Source organism: Salmonella sp. SJTUF14076, assembly GCF_015534835.1.
Lineage (GTDB): Bacteria > Pseudomonadota > Gammaproteobacteria > Enterobacterales > Enterobacteriaceae > Salmonella > Salmonella enterica.
On the sequence record NZ_CP064674.1, the window covers coordinates 2430260 to 2446329 of the forward strand.

Sequence of the window (16070 nt, forward strand, 5' to 3'; positions counted from 1 at the left end):
ACCGTGGGTGGAGAAAGAGAATGACAACAAACAGGGCTTTTGAAATCAGATCAGGATACAGCCATACGCTTGGCGCGAATTATGATGGCGAAGGCGTGAATTTCGCTATTTTTTCCGCCCATGCGGAACGCGTCGAGCTTTGCCTTTACGATCCGAGCGGGGAGCATGAAGTCGCTCGTCTGGAGTTACCGGAATATACCGACGAAATATGGCACGGCTATGTCCCGAAGTTGCAGCCCGGCGCGCTGTATGGGTACCGCGTTTACGGTCCTTATGACCCGGAAAATGGTCATCGTTTTAACCCCAATAAGCTGCTTATTGACCCTTATGCCCGTGAGCTGGTGGGCGATATTCAGTGGAACGATGCGCATTTCGCGTATCAATTACTTCATGACGATAAAGATTTGACCTTTGATGACCAGGATAGCGCGCCATTTACGCCTAAATGCCGGGTGATTGATCCGGCTGAGGCTAACTGGGAGGATAGACAACGGCCTTCCATACCGTGGTCGAACGCCATTATTTATGAAACGCATGTAAAAGGCTTTACCCAGCTTAATTCCGCGATCCCTGAGCCTCTACGCGGTACGTTTGAGGGCATGGGACATAAAGCCAGCATGGATTACATTAAAAGTCTGGGTATTACCTCCGTCGAGCTTTTACCCGTTCACTGGTTCCCGGACGATCAGCATCTGCTCGATAAAGGACTGAAAAATTTCTGGGGATACAACTCGCTGGGCTTTTTTGCGCCGGCGACGCGCTACTATGGTCCAAAAGGTATTCAGGGATTCCGCGATATGGTGCGCGCTTTCCATGATGCCGGCGTCGAAGTGATACTGGACGTGGTCTATAACCATACGGCAGAAGGGAATGAGCTTGGCCCCACGCTGTCATTTAAAGGTATCGATAACTTCTCTTACTATCGCACCATGCCCGATCAGCATCGCTATTACATTAACGATACAGGGACAGGTAATACCGTCAATACCTCTCATCCACGGGTACTGCAAATGGTGATGGATTCCCTTCGCTATTGGGCGGAGTCAATGCATGTCGACGGCTTTCGTTTTGATTTGGGCACCATTCTTGGTCGTGAGCCGGAAGGCTTTGATCAGAGAGGCGGCTTTTTTGATGCGGTAACGCAAGACCCGGTGCTGGCAAAACTGAAACTGATTGGCGAACCCTGGGATATCGGACCGGGCGGCTATCAGGTTGGCGGCTTTCCACCAGGGTGGGGCGAATGGAATGATAAATACCGCGATACGGTACGCGAATACTGGAAAGGTGACAACGTCACAAATGATTTCGCCGCACGCCTGCTGGGTTCCGGCGATCTCTATGATTTGCGCGGCCGTCGCCCCTGGTCAAGCGTTAACTTTATTACAGCCCATGACGGCTTCACGCTGAACGATCTGGTGTCTTATAACGACAAACATAATGAAGCCAATGGCGAAGATAATAATGACGGGCATAATGATAACCGCTCCTGTAACTATGGCGCAGAAGGGCCAACCGACGACGAAGGCATCAATGCGATACGCGAGCAACAGAAACGTAATTTCCTGACTACCTTGCTTTTCTCGCACGGTACGCCAATGTTATTAGCGGGCGATGAGTTTGGCCGCAGTCAGATGGGCAATAACAATGGCTACTGTCAGGACAGTGAAATATCGTGGGTCCACTGGGATAATTTGCCGGAAACCGCCAATGCGCTACGGGAGTTTACCCGTCATCTGATTCAACTGCGCGCCACGCAACCGCTGCTGCGCCGGGAAAGCTGGCGTGACGGTCTGGAGATCCGCTGGTTTAACGCCGGCGGAGGGGCGCAGCAATCCGAACAATGGGATGAGGGATCGACGATAGGCGTATGCATTAGTCGTCCCGATCTTCAGCCGGAAGCGGGGATCTGGCATGACGCCTTACTGCTTTTCAATCCGTTTGAAAGCAGCGTACCGTTCCGTATTCCGATGTGGGGAGAAGGCGGCTGGGTACTTGAACTGACGACTGCCGATAACGCGCAGCAGGGAATACGGATTACCGAAGAAATGGATTTCGATCTGGCCGGGCGCAGCATCGTGTTATTCAGACGCCCCTGATAGTAAAACCGCGCTCCGGACCCAACCGGCCTTGATGGCCGGTTTTTTACTGGCGCTCAGGCGATATCATGCCGCAGAAATAACACCGGTGTCAGTTTACCGCCCGAAAAATTCATCCGCCTGTTGGTATTCCTTTGATTGTCTTCACCGATATTCGCTTCAGGCCGTCTATTGCCATTTTAAGGTAGGTACGTGGACATCCCAGATTTAAACGGATAAATCCGCTGCCCGCCGGGCCAAAGCCGCTGCCCATTGAAGGAGCAATACCCGCGACATCCGCCATTACCCATTTTAGCTGTTCGTCATCCAGTCCCAGTTTTTTACAATCCATCCATAATAAATAGGTTCCCTGCGCCGGGACAATTCTTGCCCAGGGAAGGCGCTCTGTCGCCTGTTCAACAAACCAGCGGCGGTTTTCCGCCAGGTAATCCAGTAGCGAATCCAGCCACTGTCTGCTTTCATTCCATGCGGTAGTCGCCGCCTGAACGGAGAGGGCGTTAAAGACATCCAGCCCATGAGCGTCCAGACGAGACAGGAAACGCAGGCGAAGCGTAGGATCGGGAATGAGAAAATTAGAAATTCGCAACGACGATAAGCCAAACGTTTTGCTGGCCGCAGTGGCGGAGATGACCCGTTTATGCCAGCGCTCCCCTAAATGCAGTACCGAGGTAAAGGTTTCGCCGGGCAGCAATAGATCGGCCCATATTTCATCCGAGATGAGAGTGACATCATAAGCTTCACATAATAAAAGCAGTTGCTCCAGCTCGTTGGCCGACCAGCAACGCCCGGTTGGATTATGTGGATTACACAAAATCATCAGCGGAGGGCGCTCATGGCGAAACAGCCTTTCCAGTTGGCAAAAATCCATCTGGTAGCCGTCGTCCGGCGACTCGCTAAGGGGATTCTCCAGCAGTTTTCTACCATTAAGCGTGATTATTTTGGCGAAGGAGCCATAGTATGGCCCCTGTACCACTACGCCGTCGCCTGGATGCGTCAACATTTGCACCAAGAGTGCCAACCCTGGTACGACGCCTTCCACGCTGCATACCCATTCCTGTTTTAACGTGAGCTGGTGGCGTGACGAAAACCAGTGAAGCAGGGCGTTAAAATAGGCCTCATCACGTTCACTATAGCCAAATACGCCGTGCTCGATTCGCTGATGCAATGCCGCCTGAACCTCAGGCGGGCAGGCAAAATCGAAATCAGAAACCCACATCGGCAGCAGTTTCCCTGCGCCATCGCCAAAGTGACGCTCAATAAAATCCCACTTTACCGAACCAGTATTGTTGCGATTGATAATCTGGTTAAAATCCATCTTGTTTCCTTATTATTCCGTCACTGACGATTGCGGCGACTTTTCTGAGGCGGAGGCAGTTCTGGCAATACCAATTCCGCTAAAACCATAAATTAATGCGAAGAAGATTGCCGCATAGCATTGGATAGCCCAGGGCAGAAGATCAAGCGTGCTAACGCCCAGCGTGGTCGCCATGTAGACGCCAGCCGAGGTCCACGGCAGGAGAGGTTCGATAACGGTACCGGCATCTTCTATCGTCCGTGAAAGGTTTTTAGTATCCAGCCCCATACGACGATAGGCATCTTTAAACAGTTCGGCGGGAACTAACAATGCCAGTTTACCGTCGCTGGTCGCTCCTGTGACCAAAATTGTGGTGCCGATAGTGGCGGCAATGAGTTGACCAACGCTATGAATAATGGTCAGCAGTCGGTTAATGATGATTGTTAACGCGCCGGTTAACGTTAGCGCTCCGGCAAATGAAAAAGCGCAGAAAACTAACAGTATTGTTCCCATCATCGAGAACATTCCGCCCCGGTTTAGCAGGCGCGGAACATCGGCCACGACACCTTCTGCGCCTTGTGGGAACATGGCGATATCAAATCCATCAATGAAAGCGTCCAGTCCCTGTTTGATGCTCAGTCCCTGCATGATGACGCCGAGGAATAAGGCAAGTACGCAGGCGCTTAACATTAATGGGATGACAGGCTTCTTGCGAATTGCGCCCCACAGTACGATCACCGGCGGCAAAATAAGAACAATATTAAAATGGTATAGCGACTCCAGCGAGTGGATGATGTCCGTAACGCGCTGCGGCGTGGCCACCTCGCCCAGCATATTACTGTGTCCGGCGATAAGATAAACCACGGCGGCAAGCAGGAAACTTGGCAGGGTCGTCCAAAGTAAATGCTGAATATGCTCAAACAGAGTAGTGTCTGCGACAATCGCGGCAAAGTTAGTCGAGTCGGACAACGGTGAGATTTTGTCGCCGAAATAAGCGCCAGAAACGACGGCGCCAGCTGCTGCTGCAAGAGACACGTCCAGCCCGGCGGCAACCCCCATTAACGCAACGCCAACCGTCCCGGCGGATCCCCACGATGTACCGGTACAGACGGAGACCACGCTGGTTAAAAAGAAGGCTGCAATCAAAATATATTCCGGGCTTATGAGTTTTAGCCCCCAGTACACCATGTAGGGAATGGTGCCGCTAAACATCCAGGTGCCAATCAAACCGCCCACGCAGATCAGGATCATGATAACCGGCATTGCCTTAGCCAGCTTATCCACCACTGAGTTGATAATGTCTTCCCAACAGTATCCTTGCCACCATGCAATGCCTGCCGCTACCGCCGCAGAGCACAGAAGGAGCGGTTCGATACGTAGCCCCATGATGCCGTAACCGATAATCAACAATAACAACATGGAGATGACTGGGATTAGCGCTAAACCCAATGACAGCGTTTTCTTCTTGTTTTGTGATGCACTCATAATGGAGCTCCGGTCAGTAAGGTAGCTCAAGGGTAGGGGGATACGCTTCTCACTACTGTGATCCATTACTTTCGTCCATGTAACCGATTACATGAGAAGGGTTAATTTGATAGCCATCACAGTTTTTACTGTTGACGACGCATTCACCGTGAAAAATAGGGCGCGACAGAATCGCGGATCACCAGTTCGGCATTGAAATGATTGCTGCTGGGCGGCGGCGTAATGCCCTGGTATAACTGTATCGCCAGTTGCGCGGCACAACGCGCCATTTGTTCGACCGGATAATGCATTGTTGTTAACGCCGGATAAAGATACCGGGCCAGCACCACATCATCAAAGCCGACAATAGAGAGCTGTTGCGGAAGCTGAACGCCGCGTTGATGAAGAATACGCATAATGCCAGCGGCCATCACATCGTTAAACGTGACCGCTGCCGTAAGGGGAAGCCCGCTATTAATAAGTTGATGCGCGGCCCGCTCGCCGCCTTCTTCGTTAAACGGAACGCTAATCACCCAGCGAGGGTCTGGAGAAATACCATATTCTTCCAGCGCCTGACGGTAACCATCAAGGCGTTCCTGACGATCGATAATTGGCAAGTCAGATGTCACACAGGCGATGCGCCGATGCCCGTTCGCCAGGAGATATCGGGTCGCTTCCCTGGCGGCGCTGCGATTTTCCAGCCAGATACACCGGTTGGCCATACCGGCGATATAACGATTAACAACAACCAGCGCTGGAAAGTGGGCTGCGTAGCGCAGCAGCTCTTTATCCGGTAATCGGCTGGCGTGTACAACAATAGCCTCACAGCCTTGATTAACCAGAAAATCCAGTCCCGCTTTTTCCATTTCTTCATCGTGGCCGCCGCTACATACCATCAAGCGATACTGCTGCTTACGAGAAACATCTTCTACGCCGCGAGCAAGGTGGGCAAAAAAAGGATCAGCCAGATTGCCGGTTAACAATCCGAGCATATCGCCGCTACGTTTCGCCAGCGCGATAGCGGCGGCATTCCGGCGATAATTGAGATCGCGCATGGCTTTCTCTACACGTTCGCGCGTGACGGGTTCAACCCACGCGGTCTGGTTAATGACACGTGATACAGTCGCGGTTGATACACCGGCCAAAGATGCAACATCCTTTATTGTCGCCATGTTAAGCTCATATTTGTTCGTTTAAAGGGTATCAAAGCCATTGATTATCATGTTACGTGGAAATCTGTGCAATCACTGCGGCGCAGCCTGAATTTATAAACATTTTTAAAATCATCCTAAATCCTGGTAACTGCAAATTTTAGTAGCTACCTCAATGAGTTATTGACCACTGAATTTTCTACGATAACATGACTAACAATATACACATGATAAGAACCACTACACTGGGAAATCGTTGCGTGGTGGTTCGGAGATAGATGATGAGTAGTATTACAAAAAGCATACAGAATGAATATGTTTTATTGATGGAAAACGCTTTTTCTGAAAAATATAAATATGCATTTAGAAATTTAGAACTGAAAGAATTACGTAGATTCATCCTGAAAGAGCTAATTAGCTCTCCCGAGTTAGATAATCAACTTACAAACCTAATGGTGTTGCTAAATAAATTTTGGGATACTCACGCCGCGGCGCTTATAACAGAAGTGCGGGCGTCTAAAAGTTATCGATTATTACTTCCGATTCAACGCTTTGGTTATAACATATCTAATCACCTTAGATCCCTGGGGATTTATTTTGATAGCATCATAATGGTTGATCCATTACATTTTCCTTCTCTTAGCTCTCTGCATTCATTTTTGTCATTGCCACCAGATAATAGTTATGTCCGCATGCGCAGGTTGGTATTACTTGAACATGTTTCCAATCTATTTCGCGCCATCCCATTTATGACTATTGATGATGATTATCCAATTTTTCTAATCGTTCCTGAATTACTGGATTTTGATAAAGAACGCAATCATGAACAATCTGCCGCTTTTCTAAGTCAGCTCTTTTTTAAAGATAGAAAAATGGATTACGCTACTTATTTAGCGTTTCTTGAGCACTTTGGGAGAAATGAAGAAACTTTCCAGAAAATCCTAATAAATAAAGAATTATTAAAAACATTGCTTAATAATTTCAATAACATCGAAAAAGAAGTCTGGGTTTACGATACAGATTTAAAGAGTTTTACAACAAGAGAGGTAGATCTTCTGGATTACGATCTGCCGTCAGCTATAGGAACCTTACTGGGTAAGGTTGAAGGTGCAATTTATGCACAGCGATCAACTCAATTATCGGCAACACTATTAGGTATTGATCCGGTTATTTATAGTAACCATATGTTTTTACATGAATGGACTACGGAGCAGTTGGTCAAGGATTATGGTAAATTAAATCCTCTTTCTTCTGAAGAGCAAGCGATTACAATGGGACTATCAGCCGCGGAAGTAAAATTCCTTACTGCGCTTTCCGATCTGGAATTAAAAAAGATTAGAGAAAGAGGTCAACTGGAATCCTTAAGGCATGAACTAAGAATCTCAAGGAATGACTTGCAAGGAAAAACACCAGATCAAATGCAAGATGCGGCAAATAATTTTTCAAAACATTTAATCAATGTGGTCGAAGAGTATGGAAAGTCGCATGAATCAGCCATTAAGAATTCAAAGAAAAAAAAGATCTCATCTGGATTAATTTTTGCAGGAACAGCCACGTTAGGTATAGCTTCACTTGCCATGCCGCAATTGACATTACTTTCAGCAGCAGCAACGGGAATTGGCCTGGCCTTTGGAGGTAAAAGTCTGGCAGATATTTTTAGTGAACATAAAGCACATAAAAATGAAATCCAGATATTAGAAAAAACACCCGTATCGCTTTTGTATGGGGCATATAAAAAGAAATAGTCATACTGTGTATACCGTCTGATACACGAATTAATTCTGGCGGGTGAAATGGAAGTCGCCAAAGGGATGCTGCGCACGCTGATTAAAGTCACGTTCGGTTATCCTGCGATTTTTGACGAGGTTCGGCAGGAATGCCAAATCAACAATGCGCATGTTGTCGCCGGATGTGGATCCGGGTATCAAAGCGTTTATAGCCGTTGTCAGAGCTGCAGAACATCAGTCAGAAAAAGCAGCGGACCAGGGTAAAACCCACTGAGCCAAAAACCTACGCGACGAACCGGTCACAGTGGCCGGTTTTTTATGCCTGCGTGGCGTGTGCTGCGTGAAATCGTGTGCAGGATAAGCGGGTGCAAATCAACAGAATTCGCGCAGCGTCACGGCAGGGAAGGGATCAAACTTATGGGCCAGAAGTTTTTTGACATGCACGAATCCAGCCGCCTTAACATGTCTTTTAATTGTTCTGGTGCATTTAACATAATATACATTATGCGCACCAACATTGTAGAGGCTCAATGCTAATGTCTATTTGTGGCTCATTTATAGGAATGTCCAGGCTATAGTTCTCAGATCTGTATGTCTAGACAACGACTCGCATTTTCCTGATGAGGCGTTTTCTATGGCTATACATGACGCCGGGATGTTCACCGTGAAAGGAATCAACCGCCTCAAAATCCTTCAGGATGCCATCGACCGCAATTTACATCCCGGTCAGGCTGCTGAGATGCTCGGCATTACGCCACGCCATTGCAGACGGCTGCTGAAACGTTATCGCCAACTCGGACCACTTGGCATGAACAACCATAGTCGTGGCCGCGTTGGTAACCGTCTGTTGCCAACTTCACTGATAGATCAGGCACTCCACCTTCGACCGGTTGTCGGAGGTGGACCCCGTCGCAATTGTTGATAATAAAAGACTGGGTCATGTGCTTGGAGTTGCGCGCCAGGCCCAGAGAAAACTGGACAATAATCGCTCACTTAAATAAAGAGATGTCGTAAAAATGCCAGCTCAGGCCTGCGCTGCGCCAAAAAATCAACTAACGGATTGAACCACTCTGGACGCTGCCACTGCGAAAAGTCAGGACAATTCGCTGTCGTCATCGGGCTATTCATCAATGGATGTTCAATCATTGGTGTACTTAACCCTTGACGTGCTCGCCAGTTTTTTACCGCCTGATATTCAAATGGCCAGAGTAATAGATCCTGACGCTGAATTTCATAGCCAGTCAAGCAACAATGCTTATCGCTATTATGAAAATCGGTCCACTCAAGATGCTTATCACATAGCGTAATTAATCCGGTGCGGACTAGTTCATCATCTGATGACAATAAAATGTTTTGGCAAAAGTCCAGATAGACAGGATCAACACGCACTTGCATTGCTTCCCAGTTGATTGTATCCCCCCGTTCACGCGCCATTATCTCCATCGCCAGGATACCCAATTTCTGTTCACGATAAAACGGAACAATTTCTTTCAATACGCCGCTTTGAAACCCGCGCTGAATGGCCGGATAGCAATAAGGAACTAAAGAGAATTGATTGCAGGCGAATAGTGTTAACCAACTCTCTCCCTGCTCGCTAAACTTCGTGGTATGTCCCCGCTCTTCCCGAATATCAAAATGATCACAAGCTAGCTCGATACTCCATAGAGCAAGATTAGTACAAAGCAATGAGTTATCTGCTTTCCCTGTTTTATAGCAACCATCAAAATAGAGCGTGCCATTAGCCTGCAAGAAACAAAATAATTGAGTACTGATAAGCACCATTAGATCATCTTCAGCTTGATAAATTTTATCCAAACGCTTCTGAACCAGTTCATGATTGAGCCGATAATAGCGTTCAAAATACTCTTCTTTCCACAATACATGTTTCTTAACATGGTTCACAACTTGTTTATAAGTGGGCATGGTGTCACCTAATAGTCCATTATTTTAGCGTTCAATATATATCTTTATAGAGCGTAAGGCTCTATAACTTGTTAGGGCATATAGCCTTGACAATAATGACGGAGGGCGGAAAGCAGCCCCCAGCGTGAATCAGTCATACAACCAGCAACCAGCCCTGGCAGACGCAATGAGCATACCTATCGTGAAATCCGGCACCTGAGGAATATCGTTTTTGCGAAACGGATTAAGCAAATGTTTTAGCGGTGGTTCTGGCGGATAGTATGTTGTGATCGAGAAATTCCCTTTATCTACATTGAATGTCGTAAAAAAATCATCCATCAATGCCAGTACTTCATCATCTTCCAGCCGTAGATCTGAATCCAAATCTGTTGACGGTGTCAGTTCTTTTTTCTTAAAGAGGTAAATTCCATCATGGCTTCTTACCAGTTCATAAATCCGCTGTTCAAGAGTATCACTTACCATATTTTATCGCTTCCTCTGGCAATACGGTTGTAATCCCTGACTGTACGATATGCAATCTGCGACACGTCAGAGGCCAGAATAATCCATCCGACAACAGGTATAGCACGACCGGTAAACGCGCTAATTTTCGCAACCATTTTTATTTTTAACGTTGTGGCGGGTATCCACCTATCACAGATGGCAACTGCATTCCCCAAGGAAATTAAGCTCTTCAACTGTATCCATACTCTAATTTACTGATTAAATTAACTTTATGTATTGGCAATGCAACCACTTTATAGGATTGTTATAACACATTTGTTCGTCGTGCGCTTGAATTAGACAATGGCAAGCTGGTGCGCACGCTGTTAACGTTCCTGGTAATCGATACAAGCAGTTAGGTTCTGGACATCTGAACTTAGCCTTGAAAAAACCGTCAGCAGCCCGCATCCCTGACTGGGCTGTAGCTGAATCTCTTTCGGGAAGGATGCTTTTATTAGTACTATTAAAGGTGCTATATTCAGTCATCAACCAGGAGGTAAATTATGGCATTTCAAATTTTAACGACTACTGCAGCAAGCATTACAGAACTGAAACGTGACCCAATGGGAACTTTCAATGCCGGAGATGGCGCTCCAGTTGCCATTCTTAACCGTAATGAACCGGCTTTCTACTGTGTGCCTCCGGCACTTTATGCTCATCTTATGGATATTCTTGAGGATGAAGAACTCGGTCGTATTATCGATGAGCGTGCGAATGAACGCGTCATTGAGGTCAACATTGATGACTTATAAGCTGGCATTTAACGAATCTGCACTAAAAGAGTGGAAAAAACTGGGTCATACCATACAGGAACAGTTTAAAAAAAAGCTACGGGAACGACTCGAAAACCCTCGGGTTCCTGCTTCGCAATTACATGGAAGAAAGGATCAGTACAAAATTAAGCTGCGTGGTGCAGGATACAGACTGGTGTACAGCGTCGAAGATGAAATTATCACGGTAACTGTCATTGGTGTTGGAAAGCGTGAAAATGATGCCGTCTACAAAATGACACGGCACAGAAGCTAATCACTCAGGAAATGCTCTCTTTCCCGTCAAGCGATACGACAAACAGGCTCAGTTCTTTTATGTGCACATTCGATGACATAGTGGATGTCACCACATTCCATACCGATCCAGAGCAACAACTTAACGACGTTATGGCGGTGAAACAGGAGATATTTGCCCTTCCCCCTTATCCTAACTGGACCGCTGTTGGCGTTACCTGGCTGGCCGGCTTTGATTTCGAAATAAATGTTATTGCTCGAATCCCCTGATGCTTATTCTCGTTAAAACCGGTAGCATTATATGTACCGGTTTTATTTTATTCATCCCTGCCCTTCATCCTGTATGATTAACATGCAATCACCAAACATATCGAACTGACATGACTGGATATGTTCTGAGGTATAGGCCTTCATGAGTAGATCAACCCCAGCAAATTGACCGGTTAACACCATATGCGTCGTTTTTGGCTGATGTAAGTTCGTTAGCAGGCAGTCAACCACTTTCAGTTGATAGCCTGGATGTATATAAAGCGCAGTCCAGCCAGAACTTGCTTTAAGGCAATTGTGCTCCGTCGAATACGCGGACTCCAGGCATCGTGTAACGGTAGTTCCTACGGCAAAAATACGTCCGCCATTTTGCTTCGCTGTATTAATGATATCCGCTGTTGCTTGTGGAACCTCGTAGTATTCTTCATTGATAGTCACATCCTCTACATATTTTGTTTGTATTTTTCTGTTGGACAACATTTCTGTTGATGCAACATGTAAAGTAATAAAAGATATTAACCCACCTTTATCTTTGATTTTTTGGATAAGATCCCAGGTAAAATGAATGCCGGCAGAAGGTATTTCCAAAGAACCATATTTTTTAGAAAAAACGGAACGGTAAGCATCAGGATATTTATAAAATAAGCTGGAGTCCACATACTCATCAAGACGCTCACCATGACTGGCTAAATAGCAAATTAAGGACTCATGATTTTCCACGACAGCCTGGTACTGGCTCTCTTCGCTAAACTTTTGCTCAACCTCAATGGAAATTCCAGGGTTATCAACCAAATAGAAAACATCATTCGCGTTAAGCCTTTCTTTTAAAAGTCCGGAAATAATTACTCTATTATTTGGTAAAAATCCCTCTAAAACAATTTTAATTAATCTATTTCGTCTTGTTTTACAGATAAACATATGGTTTATTATAGTACTGTCGTTAAAACAGATTACATCACCTTCTTTGATATAATCTGTTACTTTACTAAAGTCTACTTTATGAATTTCCCCTTTACTCCGGTTGAGGACAAGCATTTTACACTTTTCCCTGTATGAATCATTGGCTATCCAATGAGGTCTGAGTGGGATAGTCATCTGATCGGTAATGCGAAAATCATATTTTTCGGTAAGCATATATTTACCCTTTGAAAAACCATTGATACGGCGATTGTTATATAGCCGTATTCTGCAGTATACGTTGGCCTTTCAAAGGGTGAAAATTAACTCGATAAATGTTGTTATTATATTTACTTTGCTGGCTATTTAATCAATTTCAGATACCGATATTAACCTGGGCGATCGGATTTGACCGCCCTTTTCTTTTGCTTATTCCTGCATTGAAGCATCGTTATCCATTGCATCGGCAAACTTTTGCATTAACCGAACAAAGATATCAAGTTCATCCTGAGGCCAGTCTTTAAAAACAACTTTGCCCATTTGCTCTCGCGCAGCGTCTATACGTTCCGTCATCGCCTTTCCTGTCCGGGAAATAACGGCCTCGCGTATACGACGATCGATGGCATTATGCTGCCGTATTATCAACCCCAGCTTCTCCAGTTTGGCGACCTGTCGGCTTACCGTCGTATAATCACGACCAGCACGTTCAGCTAACTCAACAACGCCAATCGGCCCTAAACGTTCGATACTAATAAGGATCGAAAATAGCGCGCGATCGAGTTGAATCCCCGCCTCTGCAATTAATTTCTCATCATTACGAGGCCGATTAAGCGCGCTCACCACGCGAATCAACGCACCGTGAAGCGCCTTCATTTGCTCGGAAATATGTGTATCTTGCACATTTTTATTTTCTGACATAGCATGTCTCCTCTTATGTGCATAATACACATATCGGAGAGACGATGACAAGATACACCACTACAGATGTACTGATCTGCGGCGCTGGCGTTACCGGGCTTACTTTAGCCATCGAACTGGCGCGTCACGGGGTCTCATTTCGCCTGATTGAGAAAAGAACGACGCCTTTTACCGGCTCCCGCGGTAAAGGTATTCAGCCGCGAACGCAAGAAATCTTCGAGGATCTTGGAATACTCAATAAAGTGGTCGCCGCCGGCGGGCTCTATCCCCGACTACGAACCTACCGTCACGACGGAAGCTATGTAGATTCAGATATTGCGCATCATACAAAACCGACCCACGCCGAACCCTACCATCTGCCATTGATGGTTCCACAGAACGTGACAGAAGCGATTATGCGAGAGCAATTAAAAGCATGGGGACATCGGGTGGAGTTCGGCTGCGAGTTACGACATTTTGCGCAAACCCCACGCACAGTCACCGCGTATGTTGCCGGGCCGGCTGAAGAAGAGGTCATCATCGCGCATTATTTGATAGGTGCGGATGGCGGCGGAAGCTTTGTCAGAAAAAAATTAGGCGTCAGCTTCCCCGGTCGTACGTTGGGAATCCATGCGCTTGTGGCTGACGCTTCACTTTCCGGTCTGAACCGGGATGTATGGCACCATTTTAACGATGGCGATATGGCGCGGATGATAACGATTTGCCCTCTCGCCGGCACGCAGCTCTTTCAAATCCAGGCGTTGTTGGCCCCGGACGACTCGCAGAATTTCTCAGCCGACGTGCTCACGGCTTTTCTTACTGAACGAATCGGGCGGACGGATGTTCGCATCCATTCGATTCCCTGGGTATCGAAGTACCAGATGAATGCGCGCATAGCGGAACATTACCGTGTGGGTAAGGTATTTTTAGCCGGTGATGCTGCTCATGTGCATCCGCCGACGGGTGGGCAAGGGTTAAATACCAGCATCCAGGATGCCTATAACCTGGGATGGAAAATGGCAGCCTCGCTGCGGGGCGCAGGAGAAGAGCTTCTCGATAGCTATGAACAGGAACGCCGCCCGGTAGCCGAATCACTGCTCCACCTTTCTACCCGATTACTTGACTCTCAAAAACAGGGTGGCATCAAACGAGAACGCGACGTTCAACAACTTGACATCCAGTATACCAACTCCCCCTTAGCCCACACGTTGCCCGAACGTCAGCATGGGTTACAAGCGGGAGAAAGAGCTCCGGATGCTCCTCTTTTGGGCGCCGGCGGCCAATCATTACGATTATTTCAGTTACTACAAGGTCCGGACTGGAATCTGTTGGCCTACGAAACCCACGGTAAGGTCATCGATGCGCGGCGAGGACTGCGTATTCATCACATTGGCGAGCAGGACGAGCTCATCGATACCCTGGGGCACTTCCGGGAGTCCTATCATCTGGCGCCGGGTCAATGCGTGCTGATCCGACCCGATGGCTATGTCGGCGCATTCTTTCACGGCAAACAGAGCAACGATATTGAAAATTATCTCTCTCGTTTTGCCATAGGGATTAAAGATGAATACTAATGTCTATGAGAACACCGACAGCGAAACTATCACCCCGCTCAACAAGCGGCGTATTTTGCCTGTTTTCCTGCTTGTCGGCCTTTACGCAGCCAGTACAGCGGCTGTAATGTCGATACTGCCTTTTTATATCCGCGAGATGGGCGGTTCGCCGCTTATCATTGGAATCATCATCGCCACTGAGGCTTTTAGCCAATTTTGTGCGGCGCCCCTGATTGGCCACCTTTCCGATCGCGTTGGCCGCAAGCGAATACTGATTGTCACTCTGGCTATTGCGGCGATAAGTTTACTATTACTCGCCAACGCGCAATGTATCCTTTTTATCCTGCTCGCCCGCACGCTTTTTGGCATTAGCGCCGGGAATTTGTCAGCCGCTGCAGCCTATATTGCCGATTGTACGCACGTCAGAAATCGGCGTCAGGCAATCGGTATCCTCACAGGCTGCATTGGTTTAGGCGGTATTGTCGGGGCAGGCGTTTCCGGGTGGCTATCGCGTATCAGTCTGAGTGCGCCGATCTACGCCGCCTTTATACTTGTCCTTGGGTCTGCCCTGGTCGCGATTTGGAGGTTAAAAGACCCTTCCACAACATCACGTACCACAGATAAAATAGCGGCGTTCTCTGCCCGCGCTATTTTAAAGATGCCAGTCCTTCGCGTCTTAATCATCGTAATGCTTTGTCATTTCTTCGCCTATGGCATGTACTCTTCACAATTACCTGTTTTTCTTTCTGACACCTTCATCTGGAATGGGCTTCCCTTTGGGCCAAAAGCGTTAAGCTACCTGTTAATGGCGGACGGGGTCATTAATATTTTCGTTCAGCTATTTCTGTTAGGTTGGGTGAGCCAATATTTTTCGGAGCGAAAGCTAATTATCCTCATCTTCGCCCTTCTTTGTACTGGATTCCTCACTGCGGGTATCGCCACGACCATACCAGTGCTTATTTTTGCTATCGTTTGTATTAGCATCGCTGATGCGCTAGCCAAACCCACTTATCTTGCCGCCTTGTCCGTCCATGTATCGCCTGCCCGACAAGGTATCGTCATCGGAACGGCGCAGGCATTAATCGCAATCGCTGATTTTATATCCCCCGTATTGGGCGGATTTGTCCTGGGTTATGCCCTGTATGGTGTCTGGATCGGTATAGCTATCTCTGTCGCCATTATTGGTCTGGTGACGGCAATGATTTACCTTTCAAAAAGTTCACTGCTAATAGCGAAACCAGAAACAGAATAATGTGACAACGTCACAAGCATTATTACTCCCTTCTTCCCTTATTTATCAAAAGTATTGTACTT

At 47.1% G+C, this 16070-nt stretch carries 15 protein-coding genes and 2 pseudogenes; 8 read left to right on the plus strand and 9 right to left on the minus strand.

What is annotated here, in order from left to right; genetic code table 11:
- Positions 1-20: 20 nt before the first annotated feature.
- Positions 21-2096 carry a glycogen debranching protein GlgX gene (glgX, locus tag HU143_RS11805; RefSeq protein ID WP_051129371.1) on the plus strand — a complete coding sequence of 692 codons (2076 nt, stop codon included), beginning with the start codon at positions 21-23 and terminating at the stop codon, positions 2094-2096.
- Between the two features lie 112 nt (positions 2097-2208).
- On the opposite strand, the gene HU143_RS11810 is transcribed toward glgX, so the two are convergent.
- From HU143_RS11810 to HU143_RS11820, 3 genes are all read right to left on the minus strand, one after another.
- Positions 2209-3411 (minus strand): MalY/PatB family protein, encoded by a 1203-nt coding sequence (locus tag HU143_RS11810; protein WP_001579996.1) that lies wholly within the window; start codon positions 3409-3411, stop codon positions 2209-2211.
- A gap of 12 nt (positions 3412-3423) precedes the next feature.
- Positions 3424-4875, minus strand: a complete 1452-nt coding sequence (gene nhaC, locus HU143_RS11815) for a Na+/H+ antiporter NhaC (protein ID WP_001276631.1) — start codon at positions 4873-4875, stop codon at positions 3424-3426.
- Positions 4876-5018: 143 nt separating this feature from the next.
- Positions 5019-6026 carry a LacI family DNA-binding transcriptional regulator gene (locus HU143_RS11820; protein WP_000201072.1) on the minus strand — a complete coding sequence of 336 codons (1008 nt, stop codon included), beginning with the start codon at positions 6024-6026 and terminating at the stop codon, positions 5019-5021.
- Between the two features lie 257 nt (positions 6027-6283).
- Here HU143_RS11820 and HU143_RS11825 point away from each other — a divergent pair, with 257 nt between their 5' ends.
- Positions 6284-7750: a hypothetical protein gene (locus HU143_RS11825; RefSeq protein ID WP_023893409.1), complete on the plus strand. Its 1467-nt coding sequence runs from the start codon at positions 6284-6286 to the stop codon at positions 7748-7750.
- Between the two features lie 30 nt (positions 7751-7780).
- On the opposite strand, the gene HU143_RS24725 is transcribed toward HU143_RS11825, so the two are convergent.
- Positions 7781-7903 carry a hypothetical protein gene (locus HU143_RS24725; protein ID WP_254891910.1) on the minus strand — a complete coding sequence of 41 codons (123 nt, stop codon included), beginning with the start codon at positions 7901-7903 and terminating at the stop codon, positions 7781-7783.
- A 484-nt stretch (positions 7904-8387) separates the two neighbouring features.
- Here HU143_RS24725 and HU143_RS11830 point away from each other — a divergent pair, with 484 nt between their 5' ends.
- Positions 8388-8654: a helix-turn-helix domain-containing protein gene (locus tag HU143_RS11830; protein WP_229037435.1), complete on the plus strand. Its 267-nt coding sequence runs from the start codon at positions 8388-8390 to the stop codon at positions 8652-8654.
- A 71-nt stretch (positions 8655-8725) separates the two neighbouring features.
- Here the strand turns inward: HU143_RS11830 and HU143_RS11835 are convergent, their stop codons facing one another.
- From HU143_RS11835 to HU143_RS24760, 3 genes and pseudogenes are all read right to left on the minus strand, one after another.
- Positions 8726-9634 (minus strand): hypothetical protein, encoded by a 909-nt coding sequence (locus HU143_RS11835; RefSeq protein ID WP_077910000.1) that lies wholly within the window; start codon positions 9632-9634, stop codon positions 8726-8728.
- A gap of 150 nt (positions 9635-9784) precedes the next feature.
- Complete coding sequence (locus HU143_RS11840; protein WP_023227504.1) at positions 9785-10117, minus strand: DUF1493 family protein; 333 nt, start codon at positions 10115-10117, stop codon at positions 9785-9787.
- Positions 10111-10319: pseudogene (locus tag HU143_RS24760) on the minus strand (STM2901 family protein); the annotation flags it as partial. The pseudogene HU143_RS24760 and the gene HU143_RS11840, both read right to left, overlap by 7 nt.
- Before the next feature lie 322 nt (positions 10320-10641).
- On the opposite strand from HU143_RS24760, the gene HU143_RS11845 reads away from it, so the two are divergent.
- The 3 genes and pseudogenes from HU143_RS11845 to HU143_RS11855 form a co-directional block, all read left to right on the plus strand.
- Complete coding sequence (locus tag HU143_RS11845) at positions 10642-10890, plus strand: type II toxin-antitoxin system Phd/YefM family antitoxin (protein ID WP_000885424.1); 249 nt, start codon at positions 10642-10644, stop codon at positions 10888-10890.
- Positions 10880-11164 (plus strand): type II toxin-antitoxin system RelE family toxin, encoded by a 285-nt coding sequence (locus HU143_RS11850; RefSeq protein ID WP_000221343.1) that lies wholly within the window; start codon positions 10880-10882, stop codon positions 11162-11164. The genes HU143_RS11845 and HU143_RS11850 overlap by 11 nt, the downstream gene beginning before the upstream one ends.
- 56 nt (positions 11165-11220) lie before the next feature.
- Positions 11221-11412, plus strand: a pseudogene (locus tag HU143_RS11855) (Rid family hydrolase); the annotation flags it as partial.
- 51 nt (positions 11413-11463) lie between these two features.
- Here HU143_RS11855 and HU143_RS11860 read toward each other — a convergent pair.
- Positions 11464-12543 carry an S-adenosylmethionine:tRNA ribosyltransferase-isomerase gene (locus tag HU143_RS11860; protein WP_023227502.1) on the minus strand — a complete coding sequence of 360 codons (1080 nt, stop codon included), beginning with the start codon at positions 12541-12543 and terminating at the stop codon, positions 11464-11466.
- A 192-nt stretch (positions 12544-12735) separates the two neighbouring features.
- Positions 12736-13224, minus strand: coding sequence for a MarR family winged helix-turn-helix transcriptional regulator (locus HU143_RS11865; RefSeq protein WP_023227501.1), 489 nt, complete (start codon positions 13222-13224; stop codon positions 12736-12738).
- A gap of 44 nt (positions 13225-13268) precedes the next feature.
- Here HU143_RS11865 and HU143_RS11870 point away from each other — a divergent pair, with 44 nt between their 5' ends.
- Positions 13269-14777: an FAD-dependent oxidoreductase gene (locus HU143_RS11870; protein ID WP_023227500.1), complete on the plus strand. Its 1509-nt coding sequence runs from the start codon at positions 13269-13271 to the stop codon at positions 14775-14777.
- The gene (locus tag HU143_RS11875) at positions 14767-16008 is read left to right on the plus strand and encodes an MFS transporter (protein WP_023227499.1); all 1242 of its coding nucleotides are present in this window, start codon (positions 14767-14769) and stop codon (positions 16006-16008) included. The genes HU143_RS11870 and HU143_RS11875 overlap by 11 nt, the downstream gene beginning before the upstream one ends.
- Positions 16009-16070 lie beyond the last annotated feature (62 nt).